This is a genomic window from Methylophaga sp. F-2, from assembly GCF_056859315.1.
The window spans coordinates 163,461-182,695 of the sequence record NZ_JBSXOF010000016.1 but is presented as its reverse complement, the minus strand read 5'-3'; the positions used below and the strand labels follow the sequence as shown (position 1 = coordinate 182,695).

Genomic DNA, 19,235 nt, shown 5'->3' with positions numbered 1-19,235 from the left:
TTTAATCAGGTTTACCACTAACACCATCATGAGTGCATTCTCCCCTATTACAGTATCTGGTGTACTGCTGGCTGGCGGCCAATCCCGCCGGATGGGTGGTCAGGACAAAGGTTTGCTCCCCTATCAGGGTCGCTCGATGGCTAGCCACGTCATTAGTGCCATATTACCGCAAGTTGATGATTTTTATATCAGTGCAAATCAACATATTGAAGAATATCGATCATTTTCTTACCCCGTCATCAGGGATGGACTTGATAATTTTCAGGGTCCTCTCGCCGGTATCCTGGCTGTGATGGAGCAAATCGATTCTGACTATCTGCTGACAGTGCCTTGTGATAATCCTGTTATCAGCCCTCAACTGCGACAGCGTTTACTGGAAGCTTTGTTAACGACTGGAAGTGATATTGCGGTAGCTCATGATGGCACTCGATTACAACCCGTATTTTCATTAATTCCTCGACGCTTACAATCATCATTAACTGACTTTTTAGCCTCTGGTCAGCGCAAAACCCGTGACTGGTTATTCCAGCATAAGGTTGTTGAAGTGGACTTTTCTGATCAGGCTGACTGTTTTATCAATATCAATACGGCTGATGACTTACAAATAAAACCAAAGATACGTTCAGCTATACCGGTCCTTGGCTTTGCTGCATTTAGTGGAACAGGTAAAACAACATTACTCACAAAACTCATTCCTGCGCTGAAAAATAAAGATATACATGTCGCCGTGATAAAACATGCACATCACAATTTTGATATCGATAAACCGGGCAAGGACAGCTATCAAATCCGTGAGGCAGGTGCCGAGGAAATCATTATTGCCTCAGCAAAAATGATGGCGCTAATGAGAAAACATCACGATGAGCTCATTGAACCTCAATTACAGCCATTAATCCAACGCCTCGATACCAGTAATATCGATCTCATTCTTGTCGAGGGATTCAAACACGAAAATTTCCCCAAAATAGAATTAAACCGTGCGGAACTGGGTCCACCGACTTTGTTCAAGGAGGATCCGCATATCATTGCAATCGCCTCTGATAAAACCGATAGTCATGCTGACATGCCTTTGGTATTAGATATCAATAATATCCCCGCCATGGTCGAGTTTATTGAACAGTTTATTTTTTCATGGAACAGCTAAATATGGCCGAATTTACCCCGCAGCCCAGTTGTGCTGATGATGTTGATCACAATAATCTGACTGTTAAACAGGCTAGTCAGCGAATTCATGATTTATTATCACCGATATCGAGCTGGCAGAAAGTATCCTTAAGACAGGCTTTGGGCCAGATCCTACACCAAAGTGTTGTGTCTCCCCGTCAGGTGCCTCCCTATAATAATTCAGCCATGGACGGTTATGCCTTACGCAGTGCTGACATTAAAAATGCCCCCTTTTCACTCACTAATATCGGTGTGGCTTTTGCAGGGAAACCTTACCAAGGTCGGGTCGAAACCGGGCAATGTATTCGTATTATGACTGGCGCAAAAATTCCTGATGACTGTGACACGGTGGTGATGCAGGAACAGGTGCAACCAAATGAAGATATGGTCACCGTCCACACTGACCTAAAAGCGGGACAAAATGTCAGACTTGCCGGAGAAGATATTGACAGCGGTGATACGGTTCTACCTGCTGGACGAAGATTAACAGCGGCCGATTTAGGTCTACTGGCATCGCTTGGCATCGCAGAAGTCGTCACTTACCGGCCTCTTCGTGTCGCTTTTTTTTCTACTGGCGATGAATTATGTGGCCTTGGTGAACACCTGGCTGATGGACAAATCTACGACAGCAATCGTTACACCCTCTATGGCATGCTCAGTCAGCTCAATATTGATGTCATTGATATGGGGGTCATTCCAGATAACAGATCCGCATTAAGAATTGCTTTACAGCAAGCGGCGACAGATGCGGATGTCATCATTTCCTCTGGCGGTGTGTCCGTAGGTGATGCTGATTATGTCAAAGATATGTTGGCAGAATTAGGTGAAGTCAATTTCTGGAAAATTGCGATGCGTCCAGGACGCCCTCTAGCCTTTGGCCAAATAGGCGAAGCGATGTTTTTTGGTTTGCCCGGTAATCCGGTGTCAGTAATGGTCACTTTCTACCAATTTGTACAACCTGCGTTAAAACGTCTGGCAGGTGAAACTGACTCCGATCCCATCATATTCAAAGTACCATGCGATAATGTAATTAAAAAACGTGCTGGTCGCTTTGAATTTCAGCGCGGCATTTTATTCAGAAACAATGAAGGCCAACTCAGAGTCAGCACAACCGGGGCACAAGGATCGGGTATCCTTCGCTCAATGAGTATGGCGAATTGTTTTATTTTACTTGAAGAAAACTGTGACGGACTTAGTGCCGGCAGTCTTGTTAACGTTCAACCCTTTGCAGGTCTGGTATGACAGAATCCACAACCGAACACACTTTGGTCAAACAACAACGCGAGTTTAATAAACTGCGTAAACGCTTACGTCGCAACGTCGGTCAGGCAATTGCCGATTACAATATGATTCAGGACGGCGATAAAGTGATGGTCTGTTTATCTGGTGGTAAAGACAGTTATACCATGCTCGATATTTTGATTAATCTGAGAGACCATGCGCCGATTAAGTTTGATCTTATCGCTGTTAATCTCGATCAAAAGCAGCCGGGCTTCCCTGAGCATGTATTACCCGAATATTTGTCATCAATTGGTGTGCCATTCCATATCATTGAAAAAGACACATACAGCATCGTTAAAGAAGTGGTGCCAGAGGGTAAAACCACCTGCAGCATCTGCTCACGTCTGCGCCGTGGCTCTTTATATGGTTACGCACGACAAAATGGCATCACCAAAATAGCATTAGGCCATCACCGTGATGACATTATTGAAACGCTGTTTCTGAATATGTTTTATGGCAGCAAAATAAAAGCGATGCCGCCGAAATTATTAAGTGATGATAAAACCAATATTGTGATAAGACCCTTAGCCTATGCGCAAGAGTCTGATATTGCCCGTTATGCAGAAGCCATGAAGTTTCCCATTATTCCCTGCAATTTATGTGGCTCGCAGGAAAATCTGCAACGTCAGGCTATCAAAGCCATGTTGCAAGGCTGGGAAAAACAGTTTCCGGGCAGATTGGAAAATATTTTCCGCAGTATTCAGAATATTTCGCCATCACAAATGGGCGATCTTGATTTATTTAACTTCACCGATCTTGAGCAGTTTAGACAGGAACCAACCGGAGAAGAAGATCGCTTCCAGGATGATATTCAACAGCCTGCACTGGCAAGATAGCCACAGACTTATCACCAGTTATGAGAAGTATTACAAAACCAATACAAGTATCATCGCTAAGTCATTGAATCTGATTCATTCTATCGTAAAGCATTGATATATATAGCTTTAATAAAATGGTCATTTTTTAACCAAAACCGTCAGCCTTGTTACGTAAGAATGACTTAGCGATTTTCACAGAAGTTAATCACAGAGTTATCCACAGAAAATGTGAGTAACTCTGTAAGTCATTGATCGCTTCTCTAAGTCCTTATTTTGTGATTGGCTTGGGCGTAAAATCTTCAGCAAATTCCAGAGCATTACCATCCGGATCACGACAGAAAAACGCAGCTCTGCCCGACTTGCTTCGAGAAAATTCATACCCCGCATTCTCCAGGCGTTCACCTAAGGCTTCTAAATCGTCTACGACAAGTGCCAGATGGCGATCACGTCCACCATGAGCTGGACGGCCTTCTGTTGAGTCCGGATTTGGTAATACCATCAGATGTATCATTTGTCCGGTATCGGCAATATCCAGCCAGGCACCATCGTATGCAAACTCAGGTCTGTTGGGATTAAGTGGTAACTGCAATACATCGCAGTAAAAACGTAAAGAAACATCTAAGTCTTTCACCAGAAAACTGGCATGTGCTATCGATTTGATCATATTTCACCTGGATAAATAACATCTAAGCCCTGCTAACATTCTAACGTGAAGCAATCCATGCTCCCAAGTATTGTTCAGGCTTTACCTTGCTTAGCCATACCATAAGCGGCGATAAAAATAAGCGCACCACCTAACCATTCAGTCTGGCTCATTTGTTCATTGGTCAACCACCAGGCAGAGATGGCAGCGACGACAAGTTCAGATAACATCAAAATAGCTGAACGAAACACGGGCATCCTTGCTAGGCCATACAATACTGCTACTGTCATAGCAGTAAAACATAAGCCACCAAAAACCATCACCGCAACCCATAGATTAAGACTGATATCAGGAACACTTGATTGCTGCAGAACCAATACAAGCCCTGCCACCATAACGACACCCCAGTACACTATCGTCGTTTTGACTTCCATAGCCACATCAGCAAGCTTACGACTTAACACGTTATTTACTGAAAACATAAACCCTGCAAACAGCGCTAACCAATCTGCCATATCGTTGGGCCAGGGCATGCCAATTTCTGGGTGCCATAACATAATCATCGTGCCCGACATCGCCACAATGATCATCAACATAGACAGTCGGGAAATTTTTTCGCCTAACCACCAGCGACTCAACAGTACTGACCATAAAGGTGATAAATAGAACAGCAACATGACCCGCATCACCTCGCCCTGAGTAAGAGCCACTAAAAAGGCAATATTGGTGACGCCCGCTGCAATAGCTAAGGCCCACAAACTAAGCGGCCAATGTCCGGCAAAATTTTTTATCTGTTTAAACAACATCACACTGGCTACGATTGCCGCCGCTAAATACATCAGCAATGTTGACCAAACGACGGGGAGCCCTTGTTGTTCGAGTATTCGCATCGGATACCAAATCAATCCCCACATGGTTGAGGAAAATAAGATGCCGAGCACAGCCAGATTAAATTGTTTGTTATTGCTATTTGTCATGGCTCACCTTATAACACGAGATTGCTTCAACCCGTTATAATGGTCTGATTTTTTCACTCATCGTTTGGAATTATGAATCCAGAACTGGCAAAACTTCACCCTTACCCTTTCGAGAAGCTGGCACAACTTAAACAAGGCTGCGTGCCACCGGAAGATAAAGCACATATTGCTCTATCGATTGGTGAACCAAAACATCCAACGCCAGGTTTTATTACTGAAGCCGTGATCGCACATCTGCATGGATTGTCGACCTACCCCACCACCGCGGGTAGTAATGAACTGCGTCATGCTATTTCCACTTGGCTTGATACTCGATTCAAGTTAGACGGTCATATCAATGCCATGACACAAGTGCTGCCGGTCAATGGCACGCGTGAAGCCTTATTTGCCTTTGCTCAGGCGGTTATTGATCGTGATAAAGACCCATTGGTATTAATGCCTAACCCGTTTTATCAGATCTACGAAGGTGCAGCGATTTTGGCTGGCGCAGAGCCTTATTATATGAATTGCTCTGCCCAAAATGACTTTATTCCCGATTTTGATGCCATTAGTGAAGATGTCTGGCAGCGCTGTCAGTTGATCTATATTTGCAGTCCTGGTAACCCAACGGGTGCTGTTATTGATCAGGCAACGTTAACGCGTTTAATTGAGCTGGCGCATCAATATGATTTTGTGATTGCGGCTGATGAATGTTATTCCGAAATCTATCCGGATGAAACCAATCCCCCTGTCGGTTTATTGGAAGCGGCCTACGCAGCAGGCTATACCGATATGAGTCGTTGTGTGGTTTTTCATAGCTTATCGAAGCGTTCCAATGCGCCAGGACTGCGAAGTGGTTTTGTCGCTGGTGATGCGGATATTCTGAAACAGTTTCTGCGTTACCGTACCTACCATGGCTGTTCAATGCCACCAGCTACTCAGGCTGCATCCATTACCGCCTGGAATGACGAAGATCATGTTGTCCACAATCGTGAGCTTTATCTGGAAAAATTCAATGCGGTATTAGAAATATTATCACCAGTGATGTCAGTATCGATGCCACAAGCGGGCTTCTACCTCTGGGCTGAAACGCCGATTGCTGATACCGCATTTGCCAGACAGTTATTCGAACAACAAAATGTCACCGTTTTACCAGGCACCTATCTGGGCCGTGATACCACTGCAGGCAACCCTGGTTCCAACCATATTCGTATGGCTTTGGTTGCCCCACTGGAAGAATGTATTGAAGCTGCACATCGTATTCGCAGCCTTATTGAAAGTTTATAATTAAATCAATGGAGTAGACACCAATGAGTGATATTCAACAAATTATTGAAGAGGCGTTTGAACGTCGCGCTGATATTAATCCTGCCAATGCTGACAGTGATGTCAGAAATGCGGTCAATGAAGCATTAGCGATGCTGGATAACGGCACTGCTCGTGTTGCTGAAAAACAAAATGGTGACTGGGTCGTCAACCAATGGCTTAAAAAAGCGGTTTTATTATCATTCCGTCTGAATGACAACAAAATCATGCCTGGTGCAGAAACCAACTATTTCGATAAAGTGGATCCTAAATTTGCCAGCTTTAATGAAGATGATTTCAATAAAGCCGGTGTCCGTGTTGTGCCACCAGCAGCCGTTCGTCGTGGCTCTTATATCGCCCCAGGCGTTGTATTGATGCCTTCTTATGTCAATATCGGTGCATACGTCGATTCTGGCACCATGGTCGATACCTGGGCAACCGTAGGTAGCTGTGCTCAAATCGGTAAAAATGTTCACCTTTCTGGTGGTGTTGGTATCGGTGGTGTATTAGAACCTTTACAAGCTGGTCCAACCATTATTGAAGACAACTGTTTCATCGGTGCACGTTCTGAAGTAGTTGAAGGCGTAATAGTCGAAGAAGGCTCAGTCATTTCAATGGGTGTTTACATTGGCCAGAGCACAAAAATCTTCAACCGTCTGACAGGTGAAATCACCTACGGTCGCATCCCTGCAGGTTCAGTCGTGGTTTCAGGTAATCTACCGTCTAAAGATGGCTCATACAGCTTGTACTGTGCGGTTATCGTCAAACAAGTTGATGAAAAAACACGTGGCAAAGTTGGTATCAACGAATTATTACGTGATATCTAATATCCGCGTAGATAAGTAAAATGAAGGGGATGAGACGCATGAGTGACTCATCCCCTTTTGTTTATGGCCTGATAACAGGTAAGCAATGATGATTCTCTACGGTATAAAAAACTGCGATACAGTCAAAAAAGCCAAGCGTTGGCTTGATTCACACTCTATTGATTATCAGTTTCACGATTTTCGCCAGCAAGGTCTGGATGAAAACACCATCAGACAATGGCTTCAATCCGTTGATTGGGAGACCTTATTGAATAAACGAGGAACAACCTGGCGCAAGCTTGATGATCCTCGTAAAGAGAGTCTGGATGAAAACACCGCTGTAGAACTAATGCTGGAAAACCCGACTCTGATTAAGCGACCAGTTGCAGTGAGCAATTCAACAACCATAGTGGGGTTTAATGATGATGTGTATCAACAATTTATTTAAATTAAGTGTTCGCAATAACATTTTTGCCCTGTTATTGCTGTGTGCCCCAATGGCAGGTTTTGCAGATGATGCAAAACATCAAGATGATTTTTTTGATCATTATTATCTGCAGGGTGGCACTTATATGCATTACACCGATAGTGATGACTATACCGGCTCAAAAATATTTACTTCAATTGAAGGCGTTAAATCTAATGACTGGCTATACGGTCTTGCCTTGTTTGATAACTCCTTTGGTCAGTTTTCTCAATATATCTACACTGGTACCAGTTGGAACTACCATGGCAAATTTGAAGGTTTCCATACCAAACTGACAGCAGGTTTTATCCACGGCTACCGTGGCGACTATAAAGATAAAATCCCCCTGAATAACTTAGGTATCGGGCCAGCGATCATCCCTGGTATCGGTTATGATAATGGCAAATATGGCGCAGATATCATTATGCTAGGTGGTGCAGGATTGTTATTCACCGTCGGTACCCATTTATAACTTCACAACAAGAACTTTTCATGTCCGAAACCATACAACTGACCCAAGAATTAATTCGTCGCGACAGCGTCACACCTGAAGATAAAGGCTGTCAGATCATGATAGCTGATCGTCTGGCACCTTCTGGTTTTCATGCAGAACATATGTGTTTTGATGATGTCGATAACCTGTGGTTAAGACGCGGTAATAAAGGCCCGGTCATTGCCTTTGCTGGTCATACTGATGTGGTGCCAACTGGCCCACTTGAAAATTGGAGCCATCCACCTTTTTCAGCGAATATCATTGATGGCATGATGTATGGCCGTGGTACAGCCGACATGAAAGGCAGTATTGCTGCATTCATCACTGCGTGTGAGCGTTTTGTAGAAAAACATCCGGACCATGAGGGTAGCATTGCGTTTTTGATTACCAGTGATGAGGAAGGTCCGGCCATCAACGGGACTGTTAAAGTCGTCGAAACATTACAAAGCCGTGGCGAACATATCGACTGGTGCTTGGTTGGCGAACCATCCAGTACAGAAAAAGTCGGTGATATCGTCAAAAATGGTCGTCGTGGATCGCTTAATGGTCGTCTCAGCGTAAAAGGTAAACAAGGCCATATTGCCTATCCGCACCTGGCGAAAAACCCGATTCACTTGTTAAGCCCTGCCCTCACTGAATTATGTGAAATTGAGTGGGATCAAGGTAACGAAGACTTTCCACCTACCAGCTTTCAGGTATCTAATCTGAACTCTGGCACAGGTGCCACCAATGTCATCCCTGGCACGGCTGAAGTGGTCTTTAATTTCCGTTATTCAACAGAAGTCACTCACGACGAATTAAAACAGCGCGTGCACGCCATTTTAGATAAACACGAACTCAATTATGAATTGAACTGGGAGCTATCTGGCCAGCCATTTCGGACAGCTAGCGGACAGTTATTAGAAGCCGTTCAGCGTGCTATTTTTGATGTGACAGGCTACCAGACAACACTTTCCACCTCGGGTGGTACTTCTGATGGGCGCTTTATTGCACCGACAGGCACTCAAGTCATCGAACTCGGGCCATTAAATGCCACCATCCACCAAATTGATGAGTGTGTTTCTACAGCAGATCTTGACACCTTGTCTGAAATTTATGAGACTCTGCTGACTTATTTGCTGGTTAGCTAGGCGATTTCCCTTGTATCAAAGACATTACAAACGACACTACATCTATGTGTTAGCAGCGATTGTGCTGCTATTGCAGTCGTTTGCTGTCTGGCATGATGCTGAACATCCTTTCCATAAAGCGGAAGCGCAATGTGAGCGCCTCAATGCGATTGGTCATTTCCCACTTGCCGATGTAGCTGCCGATGTCAGCATTTATCTGCAACAAGCCGTTATTAGTCTCGAAGTAGACTCTGCTGTAACCACTCTGCCATTCGCGCAGCGTCAATCCTATCTTATCCGCGCCCCACCCATTTTTTCATAATCTCTCCAACTTAATCTATTTTTAATCACACTACAGATCCGTCGTTTACAGATTGAACTGTAGCTATAGCTTATGGCTATGAGGAAAGTTTATGAAAAGCAAAAAACTGCTTGTGCTGCTGATGACAGCTGCACTGAGCCCGATATCACCTGCGTTCGCCGGCGATATTGATGATTTGAAACAAGAAATCGCAAAAATGCGTGCCGATTATGAGCAACGTATTCAACAACTTGAGCAACGTTTATCTGAAGCAGAAGCCACTACCCAGGCTGTTGCTGATGAAGTAGCAACAGCGCCAGAATCTCCGGCTCCCGTTGCATCAGCCAACAGTAGTAATACCTTTAACCCAGCGATCAGCATGGTGTTAAATGGCTCATTTAATCAATATCAAAACCACGCGGATGATTACGCATTAGACGGCTTTAATGTTCAAGGTGAAGGTGGGCTGGATTCAGAAGGTTTCTCTCTCGGTGAGAGTGAGCTAACAGTCAGCTCAAATATCGATCAACTGTTTTATGGTCAGGCCACCTTAGCCGTTCACGATCATGATGATGAAACTGAGCTGGAAGTCGAAGAAGCCTTCATCGAAACCTTAGGTTTAGGCAATGGCTTAACTGTCCGAGCGGGTCGTTATTTTGCCCCTATTGGTTATTTGAACGAACGTCATGCTCATGCCTGGAATTTTGCTGATGCACCACTGATTTACCGGGGTTTATTTGGTAATCAGCTTTCTACTGACGGGGTAAAACTCTCCTATCTATTACCAACTGATTATATGTTTGAAGTCGGTACCAGTGTCGGTAATGGTGATAGTTACCCTGGCAGTGGCGATCATAGTGGTATTGGTGATTGGCTGGTCTATGCCAAAACCGGTAGTGATATTGGTATAGAAAGCAGCTGGCAAGCAGGCATTTCACACTGGCGTTCAAGCCCGGATGATCGCTCATACAGTAGCGGACACAGTCATGGTGATGAAGAGGAAAGTTCAGCACTATTCAATGGAGACACAGATATCACCAACCTCTCTCTGGTCTACAAATGGGCACCTAATGGTAATTTCCGTCAGGAAAATCTGACCTTGATCGGTGAATTTATGTATCTGCATGACGACGGCAATATCAGTCATGGCAGTGATGAATTTGCTAATTACGATGGCAAACAATACGGCGGTTATCTGGAAGGTGTTTATCAATTCAATCCACAATGGCGTTCTGGTCTGCGTTATGACTGGCTGGGCAGTAAACATCGTGCATCGGATGATGAGTTGCTGGCAGATGCAGGGCTTGAAGGTGGCAGAAGCCATCCACAACGTACCAGTGCCATGGTGGAATACTTACCGAGTGAGTTTAGCCGTATTCGCGCGCAAATTAATCATGATCAATCGTACAGCGATGATGATTGGCAAATGATTCTGCAATATACCGTCAGCCTGGGTGCTCACGGCGCGCACCAATACTAGGAGTTTATGATGAAAACACTTATTTTCACTGTTTTAGTTTTATTGAGCTCACCTAGCTGGGCTCAACTGTCGGTGTTTGCTTGTGAACCTGAGTGGGCATCACTGACTGAAGAGTTAGGGGGCGATGATGTTTCGGTGTTCAGTGCAACCAGTGGTTTACAGGATCCGCACTATATTCAAGCACGTCCAAGTCTGATTGCCAAAGCCCGTAAAACGGATTTATTAGTTTGCACTGGCGCTGAATTAGAAGTGGGTTGGTTGCCATTACTCCAACGTAAGGCCGGTAATCCCAATATCCAGATTGGTGCTGAAGGCTATTTCATGGCGGCCGATTATGTCCGTTTACTGGAAAAACCTGTCACAGTTGATCGTAGTCAAGGGCATGTGCATGCAGCTGGTAATCCGCATATTCAAACCAGCCCGGACAATATTTTTAAGGTGGCTGAAGCGCTGGCTGAAAGGCTAAAACAACGTGATCCTGAACATGCCAGCAATTATGAACAACGCTGGCAAGATTTCCAGCAGCGCTGGCAAACAGCCATGAAACAATGGCAGGAAAAAGCGGCTCCACTGAAAGGTGTGCCCATTGTTGTGCAGCATAAAAACTGGATTTACCTGACCAAATGGTTAGGTCTGAACGAAGTGGCTGTGCTGGAGGCAAAACCTGCTGTACCGCCAACGGTAAAACAGTTGCAATCAGTAGTTGAAAAGCTAAAACAAACACCGGCAAAAATGGTGATTCTGGCCGCTTATCAGTCACCAAGAGCCACTGATTGGTTGGTGGATAAAACAGGCATAAAAAAAGTGGTACTGCCATTCACCGTGGGTGGTGATAACAACAGTAATAACTTGTTTAAGCTTTATGATGACACCATCAACTTATTACTGGATGGCGCTAAATGAACCTGATCAATCTTGATTGGTCGCTAATATTGCCTGCCCTCGTGGCAGGCATGTTAGTTCTGACAACACATGTGCCTCTCGGTCAGGAAGTATTGAAACGGGGCATTATTTTTATTGATCTCGCCATTGCGCAAATGGCGGCACTTGGGGTGATGGCTGCCACCATTTTTATTGGTGATATGCATGGTCCCTGGTTACAAGTGAGTGCCGCAGCCAGTGCCCTTTCCGCCTCGGTTCTCGTACTTTGGTTAGAAAAACGTTATCCACATATTGTGGAGGCGTTAATTGGTTTACTATTTATTCTGGCCGCCAGTGGTGGAATTTTGCTGGTGAGCCATGCTCCACATAGTGATGAATTACTGCATGATTTATTAGTGGGGCAGATTTTGTGGGTGACACCGTCTCATCTGTTATGGGTAGGTTTACTCTACGCCGCGTTGTTATTGATCTGGTTCACCATGCAATCACAGCGTAGCTGGCTTTTTTATATTGTGTTTTCACTCACTGTGACCGCTTCGGTGCAGTTAGTCGGTGTGTATTTAGTCTTTGCCAGTTTAATCTTGCCTGCTTTAGCCAGCCGTGGATTTGAGAAAACCCGTCATAAGCTGTTGCTTGGTTATGGCATAGGCTTTCTGGGTTATTTCTTTGGCCTGATCTTGGCGTTATTACTTGATGTACCCATGGGTGCTATGACCGTTTGGACATTATTTGTGTTAGTCGTAATAAGCCGTTTTATGCTGCAATGGCTAAAGCAGCGATAAATTTGGTAGATTATGTGAATACATTTACCGGAAAAGATGCATGAGCGAATCAACACAGGCCAGTCAACAAACAGTTAAACTCGTTTATTTATTATTTATCGCCAATATTATTATTCAGTTTTTAGGTTTTGTTGCAGTCGTCATTGCTTATATACATAAAGACGATGCAGCAGCCTGGTTACAGTCGCACTATCAGTTTCAGATCCGAACATTCTGGATGGGTCTTCTATATTTATTTATCGGCGTGTTATTTGCCTTCTTTTTAGTTGGCTATTTGGTGTTAGTGTTTTGGGTTATCTGGGTAGTCGTGCGCTGTGTCAAAGGTATGAAATATTTGGATCAACAGCAGCCTCATCCGAATCCAACAAGCTGGCTCTTTGGCTAAAACTGAAAAGACCGGGTAAACCGGTCTTTTATATTTTATTGGCGATGAAATGCCATCGGCCCATTCGCTTCCTGAGTGGGCATTACTTCGATCGTGGTCACATTCACATGCTCAGGGGTATTCACCAGCCACCAGACCGTATTGGCAATATCTTCGGCATCCAGTGCTCTGGTGCCTTCATAGACTTTATCTGCACGGGCCTCATCGGCTTTAAAACGTACCTTAGAAAATTCAGTTTCGGCATTCCCCGGTTCCACATTAGTGACACGGACATTCGTGCCTAATAAATCAGCCCGTATCGCCAGTGAGAACTGCCTGACAAAGGCTTTGGTACCACAGTAGACATTCCCCCCAGGATAAGGCCAGTTACCCGCTACAGAGCCGATATTAATCACATATCCTGACTTTCTCTCTGTCATCATCGGTAGGATAGTCCGAGTACAGTAAAGCAAGCCTTTAATGTTGGTATCTACCATTTTTTCCCAATCATCTAAATTGGTTTCCTGAGCGGGTTCCAGCCCTAATGCCAAGCCAGCATTATTCAGTAACACATCAATTTTTTTGAAAGGTTCGGCTAAACCATGAATAGCAGCTTCAACTGCTTTTCTGTCTGTCACATCAAAACAGCAGGTAGCCACTTTATCTTTGCCCCCCAGCTCCTGCTGTAAATCATCTAGTCGTTGCTGGCGTCGTCCCGTCAGAATTAATTGCCAGCCATTGTTTGCAAATACTCTGGCGCAAGCTTCCCCAAACCCTGAGGTAGCTCCGGTAATCATGATGGTTTTATTCGTCATGCAATCGACTCCTTATTTAGATTATTCAGGCACCTTCAGAAAACACAATGGTACGGCGACCATTGATAATAATTCGATGCTCAATATGTGCTTTTACTGCTCTCGCCAGCACAATACGTTCAATATCTTTTCCCATCATCACCAGATCTTGCGGGCTGTTATCGTGCTGAACATGTTGCACATCCTGGGCGATAATCGGTCCCTCATCTAACTCAGCTGTCGCATAGTGGGCTGTGGCACCAATAATTTTAACGCCACGCTCATAAGCCTGATGATAGGGTTTAGCGCCTTGGAAGGCAGGTAAGAATCCGTGATGAATATTAATAATCCGACCAGAAAACTCGGTCACAAATTCCTCTGACAAGATTTGCATGTAACGCGCCATCACGATCAGATCAATATCAAACTCGGCCAGCAGGCGCTTTATCTCCGCTTCTTGTGCCTGCTTGGTTTCTGCCGTGATGGGTAAGTGATAAAACGGCTTATCGAACTGACGGGCCATACCCTCTAAATCGCGATGATTACCTATAATAAGAGGAATATCGCATTTCAGTTCACCCTCTAACTCTCTCAGTAGTAAGTCGTATGGGCAGTGTGAAGCTCTTGTCACCAGTAAAGCTACTCTATAAGGCTGCTCACTGTAGCGAACAGACCAGTTTAAGTCGATAGTGGCGGCAAACTGGCTAAACTCAGCTTCAAGCTGTTGATGATTGAAGCTACCATCATCTTCAAGCTTAATTCGCATGAAATACTGACCAACTTCAGTGTCCGTATATTGCTGGCAGTGCAGAATATTAAACTGTCTTTCAGCAAAAAAGCTGGTGATTCCCGCGACTAGACCTTTTTGGTCTTTACACTGAATCAGGAAAACAATGGCGCTCATGAGGATTTCCTAAGAAATAGAATAAAAAAGCTAAATCCTAGCACTGTAATTCGGCTTTATGAATATTCATCGTACTTATCATTACGACCTTTGACTTTATCTCGTGGATATTTAGCCGCATTCTTCTGCATTTTATTTTTGATGGCCTGATTTAAATCAATGTTTAAGTCATGACAAAGATAAGCAAGATAAACGGCGACATCAGCTATTTCATCTTCCAGCTCTTCACGTTTATCGGAGGCCAGCCGTTGCTGTACTTGCTCAGCAGTCTTCCATTGAAACCACTCCAGTAACTCTGAAGCTTCTATAGATAAAGAAATCGCCACATCTTTAGGGTTGTGAAACTGTTCCCAGTCCCTCTCCCGGCGAAATTCAATAAGTTGTTTCAGGAGTTCTGTCTCAATCATCTTGTAAAAACGCCTCTACAACCTGCTTAAATTGTTGTGGGCGTTCAGCCTGAACCCAGTGCCCTGCTTTTTCAATGCAATTAAATTCCGCATGCGTAAACTGTGCTGAAATTTGTTGACGATCCTGCTCAGTGACATAGTCTGATAACTCACCATAAACAAATAAGCTCGGCATAGTTAACACCTCGCTATCAAAGATAGACGCCATTAATTCTTTAAAGTTGGCTTTAAGCGCTGTCAGGTTAATTCGCCATTTATAGCGCTCATGCTCAGAGACCAAATTCATCAATAAAAACTGACGAACAGCCTGATCAGGAATAGATTGAGCTAAAGCAGCATCGACCTCTGTTCGGCTAGTAAACTCAGATAAATTCAGTGCCATCATCGCATCCATCAATGGTGTGTGTGCACTAAAGTATTGGCGAGGAGCAATATCCACGACCACCAGTTTTGCAACCATCTCCGGATACATTGCAGCAAATTTCATCGCTACTTTACCACCGAGTGAATGTCCTAAGATATTCATCTGGCCCAATCGCAAGTCTTCACATAACTCATGGATATCTTCGGCCATGACTGTGAAATTCTGCTCATCACTATGCGGGGAACGACCATGATTGCGTAAATCAACACTAATAACACGATAAAAATGTGAAAAATACTTCGCCATGCTGCGCCAATTATCCGCTGAGCCAAATAAGCCGTGGATAATAATTAAAGGTATCCCTTCACCACTTTCTTGATAATGCAATTTCATTGATAGCTTGTTGAAACGTTATAATTAAACAATTTAAATAATCTGGAGCCCGATGTGGAAGACGAAACAATCCTAGTAATGCTGGTGAAACAATATGCCGATAAATTTGGTATTACGTTCAGCTCAAAATATCTTGATGATCCTGATAAAAAGCAATTACTGATCACACTGATTCAGGAAGCCAACGCCGGCAAACGCGGCCCAGTCACTGACGACGATCTACAATAAAAAAAGCCACCGAAAGGTGGCTTTTTTCTTTAATCATCGAGCTTTTCAAACACCAGACAGGCATTGGTTCCACCAAAGCCGAAACTGTTCGACATGACTGTTGTGAGTCCAGCGTTATCGACACGTTCCCGCAGAATAGGCATGCCTTCCGCTTCAGGATCAAGTGTTTCAATATTAGCCGAGGCGGCAAGAAAATCATTTTCCAGCATCAACAGACTATAAATCGCTTCTTGAACACCGGCAGCGCCTAAAGAATGACCTGATAATGATTTTGTTGATCCTACGGCAGGCATATCTGCGCCGAATGTCTTTTTAATAGCACCTAATTCAGCCAAATCACCTACCGGTGTGCTGGTGCCATGAGCATTAATATACTGGACTTTGCCACGAATCGTTGACATGGCAAGTTGCATACAACGCATCGCACCTTCACCAGATGGCGCCACCATATCGTAACCATCTGATGTAGCACCGTAACCGGTCAATTCTGCATAGATTTTAGCGCCACGGGCTTTTGCATGCTCATACTCTTCAAGTACTAACACACCGCCGCCGCCAGCGATCACAAAACCATCACGGTCAGCATCATAAGCACGAGACGCTTTTTCTGGCGTATCGTTATATTTGGTTGATAGAGCGCCCATCGCATCAAATAAAGAGCTCATTGACCAATGCTCTTCTTCACCGCCACCAGCAAACACAATATCCTGCTTGCCGAGTTGAATCTGCTCCATTGCTGTACCGATACAATGTGCACTAGTTGCACAAGCGGATGACATGGAATAGTTCACCCCTTTGATTTTAAACGGTGTGGCGAGACAGGCTGAGGTTGTGCTGCCCATAACCTGGGTAACACGATAAGGCCCAATACGTTTTAAACCTTTTTCGCGCAGGATATCAGCCGCTTCAACCTGATTCGAAGATGAAGCGCCACCCGATCCCATAATAAGCCCAGTTCGGATATTAGAAACCTGCTCTTCGCTTAAGCCTGCGTCAGCAATCGCTTGCTCCATAGCAATATAGGCGTAGGCAGCAGCATCGCCCATAAAACGTAATGTTTTACGATCGATATATTCTTTGAAATCGATATCAATGGTGCCTGCAACATGGCTACGAAAGCCCATATCCGCATAGTCTTGTTTAAAGCGAATACCTGAGCGGCCATGGCGAAGAGACTCTGTCACTGTTTGGGCATCAAGACCTAAGCAAGACGTGATACCTAACCCTGTAACGACAACACGTTTCATTATGAAATCCTAAAAATCATCGGTTGATGTAAACAGACCAACGCGTAAATCTTTTGCAGTATAGATATCGCGCCCATCCACAGATACCGTGCCATCCGCAATAGCCAAAACCAGCTTGCGTGCGATAACACGTTTTAAATCAATACGGTAAGTAACTTTCTTCGCTGTTGGTAATACTTGTCCGGTAAATTTGACCTCACCTGAGCCTAATGCTCGGCCACGGCCTGGATTACCATCCCAAGCCAGGAAAAATCCGACGAGTTGCCACATCGCATCCAAGCCTAAACAACCAGGCATAACAGGATCACCCGGGAAATGGCAATCAAAAAACCAAAGATCCGGATGTATATCCAATTCTGCAATGATTTCGCCTTTACCGTAAGCACCACCTGTATTTGCAATATGAGTAATGCGATCCATCATCAGCATATTGGGAACAGGGAGTTGTGCATTGCCAGGACCAAACATTTCGCCGTGTCCACACTGCAATAATTCTTCGTATGTAAATGATGATTGCTTACTCATGAATTCTCTTAATTATCCCGCCAATTGGGCTCCGTATAATACCACGATCGTTTCTAAACCAGAAAAAAACGTCATTCCCATATATATAAAAAAGCCACGGGCTTTCCCGTGGCTATGAAACTGTTGAAATAGTGATTTACTGTTTTATAGCAATAGTCTCTGCAGCCTCAGGTGCTTTAATATTTAAGCCTTGAAGCAATAGTCCCATACTATTCAAAATACGATACTGCGCATACAGTTCGTCATACTCAGTGTTAACCAGAGCCGTCTGTGCTCTGAAAACTTCATTCTCAGAATCCAATAAGTCTAATAAGGTGCGCTGTCCAAGACTGAATTGTTGTCTGTAGGCATCACGTGACTTTTGACTTGAGTCAACATGTTGTTCGCGATATGACATCTGGCTTTTGACCGTTTCCCATGCATTCCAGGAAAGCCTCGTTCCTTCTTCCACTTCACGATAAGTATTATTTCGAATCTCGGCTGCTTGATTAATTAAATAGGCAGTCTCTTCACGTCGGGCTGAATCACGGCCGCCATTCAATAGGTTATAGCGTAAACGCAACATGGCCGTGATGTCTTTATCCGTACCCACCTGACCATCGATATTATGATCAGCACGCGTACCTACTTCCAGATGTAGATCGGGATAAAAAGGTGCTTTTGCGGTGGCGTGCTGTGCACGGGCTGATTCCAGATCAAAGTTGGCTAATCTTAAAGTTGGATGATTATCAACGGCTTTTGCTATTGCAGCATCCAAGCTATCAGGAATCAGGTTTTCGGGAATTTCAGGCTCTTCTAATGATTCAGGTGGCTCGCCAACAACGCGGATAAAAGTTGTTTCTGCATCACGCAATTTACTTTCTTCTTCCATCAGGTTGGCTTCAGCTAAGGCAAGCCTACCCAGACTTTGGTCCATATCTGCACCACGACCAACACCACGCTCACTGCGAAGAACAATTTGATCATGTGTCCGTTGGTGCGCTTCAAGGTTGGTTTGGGCTAATTCAACAATTTTCTGCTGTCTCAGCACATTGAGATAAGCGTCAACAGCTTCCAACCCGGTATTTTCTGCAGCACTGTACACCGCTGATGCACGGGAATTTGTTCTAAATTCTTGTCTTAGAACTTCGTTTTTAGTTTCCATGCCATCAAACAACATTTGACGCAGCTGTAAGCTTGCCTCATCCCTGTTCAGTCTGACTTCGCCACGCCCTGCTGAACGTGTATTCGGGTTATCAGTCATTTCCCAGCCCGTACCCAAAGCTAAATCCAGAGTTGGATAATATCCGGCCTTTGCCTGATCTATTTCTTTAGAAACAGCTTGTCGTTCACTCGCAGCAGCAAGGATATCGGGATTTGACTCAATAGTATGCATTACTGCACTTTCCAACGTTTGAGCAGAAACACTAGATACCATTACCCATAAAGGTAAGCTTAAAACTAAACTTTTCTTCATCACTTCAAATCCCAATTCCCCCCCAGCCTGAATGTTTTACATTCAATGACTGAATATAAGCCTCATT

General features: G+C 44.3%; 23 protein-coding genes. 14 read left to right on the top strand and 9 right to left on the bottom strand.

The genetic code is table 11. The features are described from left to right. The first annotated feature begins 28 nt into the window (after positions 1-28). The 3 genes from mobA to ttcA are packed head-to-tail and all read left to right on the top strand — an operon-like array spanning position 29 to position 3,281. Entirely contained in the window at positions 29-1,144 is a 1,116-nt protein-coding gene (gene mobA / locus AC13DA_RS05140) for a molybdenum cofactor guanylyltransferase MobA (protein ID WP_284451826.1), read from the top strand. Positions 1,145-1,146: 2 nt separating this feature from the next. Then, positions 1,147-2,406 carry a molybdopterin molybdotransferase MoeA gene (moeA, locus tag AC13DA_RS05135; RefSeq protein ID WP_284451827.1) on the top strand — a complete coding sequence of 420 codons (1,260 nt, stop codon included), beginning with the start codon at positions 1,147-1,149 and terminating at the stop codon, positions 2,404-2,406. Further along, the gene (ttcA, locus tag AC13DA_RS05130; RefSeq protein WP_284451828.1) at positions 2,403-3,281 is read left to right on the top strand and encodes a tRNA 2-thiocytidine(32) synthetase TtcA; all 879 of its coding nucleotides are present in this window, start codon (positions 2,403-2,405) and stop codon (positions 3,279-3,281) included. The genes moeA and ttcA overlap by 4 nt, the downstream gene beginning before the upstream one ends. A 250-nt stretch (positions 3,282-3,531) precedes the next feature. Here ttcA and AC13DA_RS05125 read toward each other — a convergent pair whose 3' ends face one another. Next, positions 3,532-3,927 (bottom strand): VOC family protein, encoded by a 396-nt coding sequence (locus tag AC13DA_RS05125; protein ID WP_284451829.1) that lies wholly within the window; start codon positions 3,925-3,927, stop codon positions 3,532-3,534. 74 nt (positions 3,928-4,001) lie between these two features. Further along, positions 4,002-4,883 (bottom strand): DMT family transporter, encoded by an 882-nt coding sequence (locus AC13DA_RS05120; RefSeq protein ID WP_284451830.1) that lies wholly within the window; start codon positions 4,881-4,883, stop codon positions 4,002-4,004. A 72-nt stretch (positions 4,884-4,955) separates the two neighbouring features. Between AC13DA_RS05120 and dapC the strand changes: the two genes are divergently transcribed. The 10 genes from dapC (at position 4,956) to AC13DA_RS05070 (ending at position 12,871) form a co-directional block, all read left to right on the top strand. Beyond that, positions 4,956-6,149 carry a succinyldiaminopimelate transaminase gene (dapC, locus tag AC13DA_RS05115; RefSeq protein ID WP_284451831.1) on the top strand — a complete coding sequence of 398 codons (1,194 nt, stop codon included), beginning with the start codon at positions 4,956-4,958 and terminating at the stop codon, positions 6,147-6,149. Positions 6,150-6,172: 23 nt separating this feature from the next. Next, on the top strand, positions 6,173-6,994 hold the full coding sequence (gene dapD / locus AC13DA_RS05110) for a 2,3,4,5-tetrahydropyridine-2,6-dicarboxylate N-succinyltransferase (protein WP_007145878.1): 822 nt from the start codon (positions 6,173-6,175) through the stop codon (positions 6,992-6,994). A gap of 85 nt (positions 6,995-7,079) precedes the next feature. Next, a complete protein-coding gene (locus AC13DA_RS05105) occupies positions 7,080-7,421 on the top strand; it encodes an ArsC family reductase (protein ID WP_348530014.1) in 342 nt (113 codons plus the stop codon). A gap of 49 nt (positions 7,422-7,470) precedes the next feature. After that, the gene (locus AC13DA_RS05100) at positions 7,471-7,911 is read left to right on the top strand and encodes a hypothetical protein (RefSeq protein WP_284451832.1); all 441 of its coding nucleotides are present in this window, start codon (positions 7,471-7,473) and stop codon (positions 7,909-7,911) included. A 20-nt stretch (positions 7,912-7,931) separates the two neighbouring features. Next, complete coding sequence (gene dapE / locus AC13DA_RS05095) at positions 7,932-9,062, top strand: succinyl-diaminopimelate desuccinylase (RefSeq protein ID WP_007145881.1); 1,131 nt, start codon at positions 7,932-7,934, stop codon at positions 9,060-9,062. A gap of 10 nt (positions 9,063-9,072) precedes the next feature. Beyond that, on the top strand, positions 9,073-9,363 hold the full coding sequence (locus AC13DA_RS05090) for a hypothetical protein (RefSeq protein WP_284451833.1): 291 nt from the start codon (positions 9,073-9,075) through the stop codon (positions 9,361-9,363). A 91-nt stretch (positions 9,364-9,454) separates the two neighbouring features. After that, entirely contained in the window at positions 9,455-10,822 is a 1,368-nt protein-coding gene (locus AC13DA_RS05085; RefSeq protein ID WP_284451834.1) for an outer membrane beta-barrel protein, read from the top strand. Positions 10,823-10,831: 9 nt separating this feature from the next. Continuing rightward, a complete protein-coding gene (locus tag AC13DA_RS05080; RefSeq protein ID WP_284451835.1) occupies positions 10,832-11,725 on the top strand; it encodes a metal ABC transporter substrate-binding protein in 894 nt (297 codons plus the stop codon). Beyond that, positions 11,722-12,486, top strand: coding sequence for a metal ABC transporter permease (locus tag AC13DA_RS05075; protein ID WP_284451836.1), 765 nt, complete (start codon positions 11,722-11,724; stop codon positions 12,484-12,486). Before AC13DA_RS05080 ends, AC13DA_RS05075 begins: the two co-directional genes overlap by 4 nt. A 40-nt stretch (positions 12,487-12,526) precedes the next feature. Then, entirely contained in the window at positions 12,527-12,871 is a 345-nt protein-coding gene (locus tag AC13DA_RS05070; RefSeq protein ID WP_007145886.1) for a DUF4870 family protein, read from the top strand. Positions 12,872-12,906: 35 nt separating this feature from the next. On the opposite strand, the gene AC13DA_RS05065 is transcribed toward AC13DA_RS05070, so the two are convergent. Genes AC13DA_RS05065 through AC13DA_RS05050 form a run of 4 tightly spaced genes read right to left on the bottom strand, consistent with a single transcriptional unit; the run spans position 12,907 to position 15,712 of the window. Further along, positions 12,907-13,665: an SDR family oxidoreductase gene (locus tag AC13DA_RS05065; RefSeq protein WP_284451837.1), complete on the bottom strand. Its 759-nt coding sequence runs from the start codon at positions 13,663-13,665 to the stop codon at positions 12,907-12,909. 25 nt (positions 13,666-13,690) lie between these two features. Next, positions 13,691-14,548, bottom strand: coding sequence for a formyltetrahydrofolate deformylase (purU, locus tag AC13DA_RS05060; protein WP_284451838.1), 858 nt, complete (start codon positions 14,546-14,548; stop codon positions 13,691-13,693). 56 nt (positions 14,549-14,604) lie between these two features. Then, positions 14,605-14,955 (bottom strand): nucleotide pyrophosphohydrolase, encoded by a 351-nt coding sequence (locus AC13DA_RS05055; RefSeq protein ID WP_284451839.1) that lies wholly within the window; start codon positions 14,953-14,955, stop codon positions 14,605-14,607. Then, on the bottom strand, positions 14,948-15,712 hold the full coding sequence (locus tag AC13DA_RS05050; protein ID WP_007145890.1) for an alpha/beta fold hydrolase: 765 nt from the start codon (positions 15,710-15,712) through the stop codon (positions 14,948-14,950). The genes AC13DA_RS05055 and AC13DA_RS05050 overlap by 8 nt, the downstream gene beginning before the upstream one ends. 54 nt (positions 15,713-15,766) lie before the next feature. On the opposite strand from AC13DA_RS05050, the gene AC13DA_RS05045 reads away from it, so the two are divergent. Next, positions 15,767-15,940 carry a hypothetical protein gene (locus AC13DA_RS05045; protein WP_007145891.1) on the top strand — a complete coding sequence of 58 codons (174 nt, stop codon included), beginning with the start codon at positions 15,767-15,769 and terminating at the stop codon, positions 15,938-15,940. Positions 15,941-15,969: 29 nt separating this feature from the next. Here AC13DA_RS05045 and fabB read toward each other — a convergent pair whose 3' ends face one another. The 3 genes from fabB to AC13DA_RS05030 all read right to left on the bottom strand — a co-directional run bounded on the left by fabB (position 15,970) and on the right by AC13DA_RS05030 (position 19,168). Next, positions 15,970-17,187, bottom strand: a complete 1,218-nt coding sequence (gene fabB, locus AC13DA_RS05040) for a beta-ketoacyl-ACP synthase I (protein WP_284451840.1) — start codon at positions 17,185-17,187, stop codon at positions 15,970-15,972. Positions 17,188-17,196: 9 nt separating this feature from the next. Further along, positions 17,197-17,712 carry a 3-hydroxyacyl-[acyl-carrier-protein] dehydratase FabA gene (gene fabA, locus AC13DA_RS05035; protein WP_040576271.1) on the bottom strand — a complete coding sequence of 172 codons (516 nt, stop codon included), beginning with the start codon at positions 17,710-17,712 and terminating at the stop codon, positions 17,197-17,199. Between the two features lie 136 nt (positions 17,713-17,848). Beyond that, on the bottom strand, positions 17,849-19,168 hold the full coding sequence (locus tag AC13DA_RS05030) for a TolC family outer membrane protein (protein WP_284451841.1): 1,320 nt from the start codon (positions 19,166-19,168) through the stop codon (positions 17,849-17,851). Positions 19,169-19,235: the final 67 nt, after the last annotated feature.